Genomic DNA, 10,125 nt, shown 5'->3' with positions numbered 1-10,125 from the left:
GTCGGAGGCGAAGGTCTCACGCAGAAGCTCGGGATTCGTGAACACCCAGTTCGACGGAGCGACCGCGTTGACGATCTGCTTCGTGTAGAAACGAGCCTTCTTTCGGGTGTGTGGATCGAGATCCTCGACCGTATTGACGAGGGATTCTGCCCAGTTCGAAGTGATCAGGTAAGATTGTCTCAGCAGGTCGAAGTAGGGGCAGCCTGACCAGGCCGGATGCTTGAACCGAGGGTCGTCCGGGAGCGAGATAGCAATCGGCCTTGCCTCTCCGTTCTTCAGCCCCATGAACCGGCACATCGAGGAATGCCACAAGTCGAGACTGCTGCTCCAGAGCGCAAATTGCGCTTCCAACACTTTGTCGGGCTGTTGCAGCCACGCTCGTTGGAGTTGGCTCAGTGTTCCAAGGGCTGGAGCGAGATCATCGTGCAGGGCAAAAGGCGCTGGATTGATCGCATGGGGCTGTATGAAGACGGCAACTGCCTTGCCCGCTTCTTCGACCAGCCGCACCATGTTCTGCACAAACCGCTGCGGATTCTTGGCTTCGTCGCTGACGGTTCGTGCCGTCTCAAATTGTCCCTGGCCCATTCTGAAGCCTCGAGTTTCTGACCGTCACTCCCCCCTCAGAACAAGGTCCTAATTACTCATACCACCAACCCTGTGCGGCTGGGGATCAAATTTTGGCAGTAGGTTAGGAACCAACGGATTTCTCCGATCATGTCCCTTGGCGTGGGGCAGTGAGCGTCACGCCCCGCACACTCCTGTCGAGGAGGCGCACACCGAGATCGACCTCGAGATCCTGAATTCGCCGCGCGGCTTCGGATACCGCGATGCCGCACTTTCCAGCAGCTCTGGTCAGGCTGCCGAGTTCGGGAGCCGCCAGAAAGATGCGCAATGTCGTCCAGTCCGGCGGGTTCGTCGCGTCAATCTCGTCCGGGTCAGCCCCCAGAGCAAGCCGATGGACCGGAGGTCAAGATTGGCGCGCGTCGGGACGGACGTGGCAGTGGGTATCGCCTCCAATGCTGCAAGATGGCCGTCAGGGCGTCAGGCCTGCCGGTCGTGCTGCCGTCTGCCAAGCGTACCCGGTCTTGATCATTCGGTCGCTGAGGTCCTGCGTCCCGATCCTGCAGCGCCCGATCGCATCGCCACCGGGTTCACGCCGATAATGGCAGGTGACCTGGCGCCAACGCGTCAAAAGTTCGAGCTGCGTCGCGGCGCGGCTCGCGCAGGCCTCGAAGCGCCCGTCGAGGGTCCGGCAGACCTGATCAGGCAACGGCAGGTCGAGGCCGATGAGGCGGATACGCAAATCACCGGCTGCCAGCGTGCGCCCGTCGATTACTGTAACCTGCTTGAACTCCTCCTCTGTCCATCGCTCCAGCACCACGGGTCGTGGCACGAAACCCGTTGAGGCCGGTGATGGTTCGGTGAGGCTTGCGAGCTTCACGGCCGGCGCCATGAGTGCGGGGTGGAACGGGCCCTTGGGAACGACGTGTTGAACGGAAGCCGTTCCGGTCGCCTCGGGCTCCGGAGCAAGGCGCCCGGCAACCTCCGGCAGACGCGTGGTCGATTTCGGCGGTCTTGCCGTGACGGGACCGGCCTTGGCCTCGACGCTCGCGGGGCCCGGGTTCGCAGCGCCGACCACAAAGGCGAGTGCAATTCCGCCAATGACCACCGTTCTCGCCATGAGGCCGAGGCGCGCCGACCGCGAGCAATCCAGGAGCCTCGGGCGCTCCGGCGCCGTGAGCCAAATCGTCGATCCGATCCGAAGGTCATTCATTGTGAGCACCGTGGGTGTCTGTCCCCACAGCAGAACTCGGAATGTGCTGCATTTGATTTAACGACTTCCAGAGAGATCTTTGAGCTTCCAGTTTACGAACTATGAAGCAAGACAATCCAATCGGAGCTGAAAAGGATCGGTTTACGCAGACCGCAAGTCTGCAATCCGTTTTACTTCCTATTCACTGCAGCCGGGGTGTCCTGAGCGCGAGAACGAATTCTCGCACAGCAGGAAGAAGACCGTGCGCTCCAGAACCGTCATGATGATCGTCATGGCCCTCGTCTTCGGGACGGCGGCCGTATGGGCCGGGCAGAAATGGCTCGATCGCCAGTCCAGCCGTCTGCAGCAGATGCAGGTGGTCGCAAAGCCCGCCGCTACCCAGAAGATCGTCGTCGCAGCAGTTCCCTTCAAGTTCGGCACCGAACTCTCCCGCGAGCATCTGCGCGAGATCGAGTGGCCGCAGGGCGCCCTCCCGAAAGGGGCATTCGGATCGATCGAGGAGATTCTCGATGGCACGACGCGCCGGGTCGCGCTGTCGGGCACCGAGGAGAACGAACCGATTCTGCGCACCCGGATCACGGGGCCGGGCCAGAGAGCATCCCTGTCCGCAGTGCTCACCGAGGGCATGAAGGCCTTCACGGTGCGGGTAAACGACGTTGCTGGCGTCGCAGGCTTCATCCTGCCCGGCGAACGCGTCGATGTGCTTCTGACTCGCTCGGCGGATCGCGAGGACGGGTTTGCCGATGTCATCCTCCAGGGAATTCGCGTTCTTGCGGTCGACCAGAGCGCGGACGAGCGGGCCGACAAGCCCGCGATCGTCAAGGCCGTTACCCTCGAGGTCACGACGGCCCAGGCGCAAAAGCTCACGCTCGCAGCGTCCGTCGGCACCCTTTCGCTGACGCTGCGAGCGGCCGGCGTCGCAACCTACGAGCCGACGCAGCGCGTCGCGGTGAATGATCTCGCCCAGCCCGACGGACCTCCGGTTCCGGAAGGAGTCGATGCGACTCCTACGGGCACCGTAGGCCCGCGCCGCACGATGGCCGTCGGTGTGTCCCGTGGCCTCAAGCGCCAGGAATACAGCGTGCCCGTGCAGTTCACGCACTGACAAAACCAAGCCCCGCAATCACTCCGCCTCCCGGAGGTTCAGAATGAACCCGATCGATCCAAAGACATCCTCGCGGCGCAAGAAGCGAGCTGCTCGAATGGCTCTTGCTACACCCGTTGCGGCGCTTCTCCTTCTCGCAGGCCTATCCGCGCAGCCGGCCAGCGCGCAGACTGAATTCGTCGAGGTGGCGCTCGGCCGTCCGAGCGCGGTGCGCGTCGTGCAGGGACGCTCGCACACAATCCAGACGAACCGCGGCTTTGCGGACCTCGTCGTCGGCGACCCGGATATTGCGGATGTCATGCCGCTGACGGACCGCTCACTCTATGTGCTCGGAAAGAAGCTCGGCACGACCAATGTCTCGATCTATGACGCCGCGAAGCAGCTCATTGGCGTCATCGAGGTCGAGGTCCGCTACAACATTGCAAAGATCGCATCGGATCTCGACCGCGTTGCTCCGGATTCCGGTGCGAAAGTGTCGTCGTCCAACGGCCGCACGGTCCTCTCGGGTGACGTCGGCGATGCGGTCGCGGCCGCGAAGGCCGTGACGGTTGCCAAGCATTACGGCGCCGAGATCGTCAATGACCTCGTCGTGCGCAACCCGCAGCAGGTGATGCTCGAGGTCCGCTTCGTCGAAGCTTCGCGCAGTGCCGCGCGGGAACTCGGCGTGAGCTGGCGCGCCATCGGCGAGAACTTCGGGAATCCGACGAAGGCGGCCAACAATTTCGCGGCGGCCTCCGGGTTCGGCGTCGCGAGCGGCACGCCGTTCGGAGCCGTGCTTGGACGCGTTCTTTCGAGCGGCGTCGAGGCGGACGTCCTCGTCGAGGCCCTGGAGGAGAGGGGCCTTGCCCGCCGGCTCGCCGAGCCGAACCTCATCACGCTCTCCGGCGAGAAGGCTCACTTTCTGGCCGGAGGCGAGTTCCCGATCCCGGTCCAGAGCGACCGCGACACGATCACCGTCGATTACAAGAAGTTCGGCGTCAGTCTCACCTTCACGCCGACGGTGCTCGCCAACGGAGTGATCAACCTGCGCATCGAGCCGGAAGTGAGCCAGCTCGATTACACGAATACCGTGCGCACCGCTGCGGTCGCCGTTCCGGCGCTCATCGTGCGGCGCACCAGCACCGTGGTGGAATTGCGCGACGGACAGAGCTTCGCGGTCGCCGGCCTTCTGCAGAGCATCAACCACGAAACCAAGGAACAGCTTCCCTGGATCGGAGACGTGCCGATCCTGGGCTCACTCTTCCGCTCTGCCGCCTTCGAGAAGAAGGAGACGGATCTCGCGATCATCGTCACACCGCGTCTCGTGCAGCCCGCAAAACCTGGCCAACGTCTCAAGACGCCGCTCGACAACACCCGCCCCGGCAACGACCTTGATCTGTTCCTCGCCGGCAAGGGTGAGGTCTCCGTCGCGAAAGCTCGCGTGAGCGGCACCTTCCCGCTGCCGCCGCGAGGCCATTTCCTCGATCTGCGCTGAAAGGCATTCCCGTGAGCAACCCCATCAAGTTCTTCCTGACGCGCGGCCTCGGCAGCCTGGTGATCGCTGCTGCTCTGGCGGGTTGCCAGGACCGCCTGCAGCGGTACGAGACCGTGTCACTCGATGCCGGCGATGCGATCGCCTGGAACAGGGCCGTGCACACGATCGATCCGTGGCCCCGCGCTTCGGCGGACACACGGATCCCGGTCAGCGGCCGGCGCGTCGCACGGGCGATTGAGGCTTACGAGAATGGCGGCGTGCCGCCAGGCGAAGGAGCCTCTCCTCCGATCACCCTCGTTCCCATGGCGCCATTCGCGCCGGGAGCTAACGGCGCAGTGAAGTGAGCGGGAGTGCCGCCGATGATCTGTCTCTCCGATGATCGCCTCGCTCCTTCGGGTGCCAGAGCCGCCTTTGCGCGCTTTCGGCGCGACGACCACGGCGGCATGGCGGTTCCGATCGCGCTGACGGTCCCGGTGCTGTTCGGGTTCGCCATGCTCGCGATCGATGGCGGCCGCGAGTTCAACCTCCATACATCGGCCCAGCAGGGCGCGGATGCCTTGGCGCTCGCCGGAGCTGCAGAGCTCGACAGCCGGCCCGACGCGCTGGTTCGTGCGAACAGGGCGATCACGTCGCTCGTCCAGAACGACGCGCGCTTCGGCGAAGGCGACTCCGCGATCGATGGAAACTCGGTCGGAATCCGCTTCCTGAGCTCGCTGCCGGCGCAGGAATCCGCGCCGATCACCGCCGCCAACGTCACGGCTGACCCGCGCAAGGCCAAATTCGTCGAAGTCTCGGCACCGCCGGTCAGGTTTCAAAGCCTGTTCGGCGGCGTGATCGGCAATGGAGGCGAGCGGCAGGTATCGCCCTCGCGCGCCGTTGCGGGCTTTGAAAGCATTGCTTGCAAGGTTTCGCCGCTTTTCATCTGCAATCCGTTCGAGCGCACTGGCGTGAATCTCTTCACCGCCATCCGGGACCCGCTGAACAAGCGGCGCCTGATTGCGATGAAGGAGAAATCCACCACGTATTTCCCAGGCAACTTCGGTTACCTGCAACCTGCCGTCGGCAGCGGTGCGAGCGAAGTCCGCGAAGCGATGGCCGCGGCCGAACCGAAAGGCTGCTACAAACACAGTGGCGTCGAGCTCAGGACAGGCGCCATCGCGTCCACGGCCGAAGCCATGAATACCCGCTTCGACATCTACGATGGATACTTCAAGAGCGAGCGGAACAATCCGGTCTACCGGCCGGCGCTGAATGTCCGAAAGGGCTGGTCCTATTCCGGCTCGAATGCCTGCAATGCGACGCTGGCCTACGATCGCACCGCGACGCCGGCAGTCAACGTGAGCAACAAGGTTCCGGCGCTCGGGCTGCCGCGAGATAGCTGCTTCTATACGAACAGCTGCAGTTTTGGTGGCGCATCGATGGGCGGGCGCGTCGGCGACGGGAGCTGGGACTTCGAGACCTACTGGTCCTACGTGCATGGCCCCTCGACGCCGAAACCGAACGGCTGGAGCAACAGCAATCTCCCGTCCCGCTACGAGGTCTACCGCTACGAGCTCGAGAACGGCCTCTATAGGAACGTAACCGTGCGCGGGATTCAGGGCTCAGGGGCCGAAAAGGAAAGAGGCGTACCCGAATGCACGACGCAAACTCTTCCGACCCCCGAGGAAGATCCGCTGGATCGCCGTGTGTTCTACGGCGCAATCATGGATTGCCAGGCCCTCGAGGAGGAGTACGCGATCAGCGGCGGCTCCGCACCGCCGATGCCGGTCACGGCCTTCGGGGTCTTCTTCATGACGGAACCGATGGATAAGAACGACGGAACTCTCTGGGTCGAGCTCGTGGACGTGGTCGAGCCCGGGACGACGACCGCGAGGGGCATCGTCCATGACATCGTGCGCCTGCATCGGTGAGGCAATCATGTCCGGACGTCTCCATCCTCTGCACTCCTTCCAGAGCGATCGATCGGGGTCGGTTGCCACGGAAATCGCCATCGCGACGCCGTTCCTCGTCTTCCTAACGGCCGGGATCATCGAATACGGAAGCATGCTGCGCTCGACCGAGCTAATGCAGACCGGCGTGCGCGATGCCGCGCGCTATCTCGCGAGCATGCCGGGTCTTCCCGTAGCTCCGCCAGCGACGCGCAGCACCTTCGAGCAGCGCGCCCGGCTGCTCGCGACCATGGGAACGATCACGACAGGCGGGACGCCGCGCGTGCGCGACTGGTCCGCAGCCGGTGTACAGGTCACCTACGAGCCGGTCGCCAACCCGCGTGATGAGACGAGCGGCCTCCGTCAGCATCGGGGCGATGACAAGATCTACATCGTGCGTGTGACCGGGACCATGAACTACACGGGTATCGGCATGTTGCGCGCCCTCGGCATCGGACCCGTCGTGGTCACTGCAGCCCATGAGGAACGTCATGTGGCGATTTGAGAGAATGCATTTCAAAAGCGCCTTGCGCGGCCTGCGCAGAGACGAGAGCGGCGTCGCTGCCGTGGAATTCGGACTGCTCGGCGGCTTCTTCATCCTCCTTCTGCTGGCCGCCATGGATTTCGGTGTCGCGCTCTGGCAGCACAATCGCGCCGCAAAGGCGGTTCAGCTCGGCGTGCGGCTCGCGGCCGTGAGCGATCCGGTCTCCAAGGACCTCGCGACCTTCGATGGAACGCAAATCGGGGCACAACCTGGCGATCCGATGCCCTATTTCGAGCGGCGCTGCAACGGCAGCATGCGAACTTGCACCGGCGGGAGTTTCGATCTCGGCGCGCTGCAGACGATCGTCTATGGCCGCGGGAACACATCCTGCCCGACAGCGCCGCAACCTTATCCTGCCATGTGCCAGATCCTGCCGCAGGTCACGCCAGCCAATATCGCGATCGACTATGTCCATTCGGGCATCGGTCTCGCGGGCATCAGCGGAATCAGACCCATTCCGACGATCACCATGCGGCTCGTCGGGCTCAGCTACGACTTCATCCTCCTCGGCGATCTCCTGGGGCTTCGCGGCATTCCCATGACCGGACTCATGGCGACGGCCACGGGCGAAGACCTTACCGGCCGCTAACCATATCGGGAACGAACAAGAATGATGCAGGCGGATACAAACACTACGCCCACAATCCTGCTCATCGGCGCGGAGACGGAACTCATCGACGCCATCGCCGCTACTCTCGGCCCGGTTCGCAGCGTCACAGCCGTCGTCGTGCACAAACCGGTCGAGAGCGCCGCGCGCCAGCCGGAACTCGAACAGGCATCCGTGATCGTCGTCGATCTCGATTCCCGCCGCCGGGAGAGCCTGCTCGCGCTGCAAGGCCTCATCGCCCGGCTGGGTCTCGCGGTACCGGTCATCGTCCTGACCGACGGCTTCGACGATGCACTGGCGCGATGGTTCATGCAGATCCGCGTCGCGGATTTTCTGCGCAAGCCGGTTGATCCGAAGGAGGTGCTGCGCGCCTGCATTCGGGCGCTGCGCGGCGCCGTCGAAGGGCCCAGTTCCGGGGGAGAGATCCTGTCCTTCCTGTCGGCCGCGGGTGGTGTCGGGGTGACGACACTCGCGATCGAGGCCGCGATGCTGCAGATGCGCGACTCCAAGGAGGCGGATACGACCTGTCTCGTCGACCTCGACTGGCAGAACAGCGCCTGCGCGGATTATCTCGATCTCGAGCCGCGCCTCGACCTCGACGAGGTTATGAGCGCTCCCGAACGCCTCGACGCACAACTCCTGGAAGTCATGCTCAGCCGACACAAATGCGGGCTGTCGTTGATCGCGACGAAATCGCGGCCCACGCAGGCAAATTTCCTCGATCCGGCTTTCGTGCTGCGTCTGCTCGATCTCGTGTCGGCGCGCTTCGAGCGCGTCGTGATCGATCTCCCTCGCTCCTGGGAAACCTGGACCGACCAGGTCCTTCTCGGCTCGTCGCGAGTCTTCGTCGTCACCGACATGACGGTCCCGGGATTGCGCGCCGGCCGCCGTTGGGCCAGCGCAGTCGCCGCGCGGCTCCCGGATATCAAGCCGAAGGTCATCGTGAACCGGTTCGAGCAGCAGCTCCTGTTCGGGACGGGTCTACGCCGGGTCGATGTCGAGCGTGCGCTCGACGGGTTCCTCGCGGGCACGGTGAGCAACAATTACAAGCTCGTGCGCGAAGCGATCGACCGCGGCCTCCCCCTCGAGGACATCAAGGCCGGAAGCAACGTTTCGAGTGATTTGAAAAAGATCGTCTTCAACCAGAGCACTGCAGAATTGCGGTCCTCTCCGACCTCCCTGTCGAACGTGGCGTAATCCGATGCTTGGTCGCTTTTCCTCCCGTCTTGCGGTTTCTCCTGTCGCTGCACCGGCTGTCAGCTTTCCCCCTCCCCCGCCGCCGACGACCGATCCGGCGCCTCCGGTCCCGAGTGTCGAGGCCGTTCCACCGGCCGCTGCGCTGCCGCCGGCCGAAAAGCCTGCTGTCACCTCTCCCCCGGCAGCCCCCAGCGAGTCCGGCCCGAATGCGGCGCTCAAGGACAAGATCCTCGATGCCAAGATCCGCCTGCATCGGCGGCTGATCGAGGAGCTCAATCTCGCTGCTCTCGAGAAACTGCCTGAGGCCGAGCTGCGTCGAGAGATCTCCGGCATCATTGCGCAATGGGTCGTGGCCGAGCGCCTGCCGCTGAACGCCAAGGAACTCGACGGCTTCGTCTCCGAGGTCATCGACGAGATGACCGGGCTCGGACCACTGGAGCCACTCCTGAAGGATCCGACGATCTCGGATATCCTGATCAACGGCCACCAGAACATCTTCGTCGAACGGCGCGGCCTCCTTGAGCCCGTCCCATCTCTCTTCAAGGACGAAGCGCATCTCTTGCGCATCATCCAGAAGATCGTCTCGGCGGTCGGCCGCCGCGTCGATGAGTCGAGCCCACTCTGTGACGCCCGCCTTCTCGACGGGTCGCGCTTCAATTGCGCGGTGCGCCCGATCGGCGTCGATGGTCCACTCGTCTCGATCCGCAAATTCTCGAAATCGAAGCTCTCGCTCGATCGCCTCGTCGAGGTCGGCGCCATTCGCCCGCCGATGGCGGAGGTGCTCGCTGCGGCCGTGAAGGCGCGCATCACGACAATCGTGTCGGGCGGCACCGGCTCCGGCAAGACGACGATGCTCAATGCGTTGTCGGCCTATATCTCGCACACGGAACGCCTGATCACGATCGAGGACGCGGCAGAGCTCCAGCTCCAGCAGCCTCACGTGGCGCGCATGGAGACCCGGCCGCCGAACATCGAAGGCAAAGGCGAGATCCGGCAGCGCGATCTCGTGAAGAACGCGCTTCGCATGCGGCCCGAGCGCATCATTCTCGGCGAGTGCCGCGGCGAGGAAGCCTTCGACATGCTCCAGGCCATGAATACGGGCCACGAGGGCTCGATGGCCACGATCCATGCCAACAATCCCCGCGAGGCGATTTCGCGCCTCGAACAGATGATCGGCATGGCCGGATTGCCCATGAGCCAGACCTCGATCCGTGGCCAGATCGCTGCAGCCGTACGGCTCATCGTTCAGCTGCAGCGGATGAGCGACGGCAAGCGCAAGGTCACCTCGGTGGCCGAAATCACCGGCATGGAGGGCGACATCATCCAGATGCAGGAGATCTACAAATGGGTCCGCACCTCGACCGATCCGGACGGGACGATTCACGGCCACCATGTCGCGACGGGCGTGCGCCCGCGCTTCCTTCATGATCTCGTTGCTGCAGGTGTGAACATCCCGGGGCACTATTTCGATCCGTCGAGGCCGCTCTGAGGCAGGC

11 protein-coding genes and 1 pseudogene are annotated in these 10,125 nt (G+C 64.0%); 9 read left to right on the top strand and 3 right to left on the bottom strand.

What is annotated here, in order from left to right; genetic code table 11:
- Positions 1-285, bottom strand: a pseudogene (locus BN1233_RS49680) (class I poly(R)-hydroxyalkanoic acid synthase); the annotation flags it as partial.
- Between the two features lie 18 nt (positions 286-303).
- Here BN1233_RS49680 and BN1233_RS49675 point away from each other — a divergent pair.
- Positions 304-606 (top strand): hypothetical protein, encoded by a 303-nt coding sequence (locus tag BN1233_RS49675; RefSeq protein WP_244889830.1) that lies wholly within the window; start codon positions 304-306, stop codon positions 604-606.
- Positions 607-712: 106 nt separating this feature from the next.
- On the opposite strand, the gene BN1233_RS13895 is transcribed toward BN1233_RS49675, so the two are convergent.
- The gene (locus BN1233_RS13895) at positions 713-892 is read right to left on the bottom strand and encodes a helix-turn-helix domain-containing protein (RefSeq protein WP_046864167.1); all 180 of its coding nucleotides are present in this window, start codon (positions 890-892) and stop codon (positions 713-715) included.
- 141 nt (positions 893-1,033) lie between these two features.
- Entirely contained in the window at positions 1,034-1,774 is a 741-nt protein-coding gene (locus BN1233_RS42900; RefSeq protein WP_048709162.1) for a thermonuclease family protein, read from the bottom strand.
- Positions 1,775-2,015: 241 nt separating this feature from the next.
- On the opposite strand from BN1233_RS42900, the gene cpaB reads away from it, so the two are divergent.
- The 8 genes from cpaB to BN1233_RS13850 are packed head-to-tail and all read left to right on the top strand — an operon-like array spanning position 2,016 to position 10,118.
- The gene (gene cpaB, locus BN1233_RS13885) at positions 2,016-2,879 is read left to right on the top strand and encodes a Flp pilus assembly protein CpaB (protein WP_147707234.1); all 864 of its coding nucleotides are present in this window, start codon (positions 2,016-2,018) and stop codon (positions 2,877-2,879) included.
- A 43-nt stretch (positions 2,880-2,922) separates the two neighbouring features.
- Complete coding sequence (locus BN1233_RS13880; protein WP_052763791.1) at positions 2,923-4,353, top strand: type II and III secretion system protein family protein; 1,431 nt, start codon at positions 2,923-2,925, stop codon at positions 4,351-4,353.
- Positions 4,354-4,364: 11 nt separating this feature from the next.
- Positions 4,365-4,697, top strand: coding sequence for a hypothetical protein (locus tag BN1233_RS13875; RefSeq protein ID WP_048709160.1), 333 nt, complete (start codon positions 4,365-4,367; stop codon positions 4,695-4,697).
- A gap of 15 nt (positions 4,698-4,712) precedes the next feature.
- Positions 4,713-6,263 (top strand): pilus assembly protein TadG-related protein, encoded by a 1,551-nt coding sequence (locus BN1233_RS13870; RefSeq protein WP_046864166.1) that lies wholly within the window; start codon positions 4,713-4,715, stop codon positions 6,261-6,263.
- Positions 6,264-6,270: 7 nt separating this feature from the next.
- Positions 6,271-6,786: a TadE/TadG family type IV pilus assembly protein gene (locus BN1233_RS13865; protein WP_046864165.1), complete on the top strand. Its 516-nt coding sequence runs from the start codon at positions 6,271-6,273 to the stop codon at positions 6,784-6,786.
- 4 nt (positions 6,787-6,790) lie between these two features.
- Complete coding sequence (locus BN1233_RS13860; RefSeq protein WP_046864164.1) at positions 6,791-7,414, top strand: TadE/TadG family type IV pilus assembly protein; 624 nt, start codon at positions 6,791-6,793, stop codon at positions 7,412-7,414.
- A 21-nt stretch (positions 7,415-7,435) separates the two neighbouring features.
- Positions 7,436-8,629 carry a CpaE/TadZ family protein gene (locus tag BN1233_RS13855; protein WP_052763790.1) on the top strand — a complete coding sequence of 398 codons (1,194 nt, stop codon included), beginning with the start codon at positions 7,436-7,438 and terminating at the stop codon, positions 8,627-8,629.
- A 4-nt stretch (positions 8,630-8,633) separates the two neighbouring features.
- Positions 8,634-10,118, top strand: a complete 1,485-nt coding sequence (locus BN1233_RS13850) for a TadA family conjugal transfer-associated ATPase (protein WP_052763789.1) — start codon at positions 8,634-8,636, stop codon at positions 10,116-10,118.
- Positions 10,119-10,125 lie beyond the last annotated feature (7 nt).

Source organism: Microvirga massiliensis (assembly GCF_001006805.1).
GTDB lineage: Bacteria > Pseudomonadota > Alphaproteobacteria > Rhizobiales > Beijerinckiaceae > Microvirga > Microvirga massiliensis.
The sequence above is the reverse complement of the archived record's forward strand: the minus strand, read 5'-3'. Positions and strand labels throughout refer to the sequence as shown.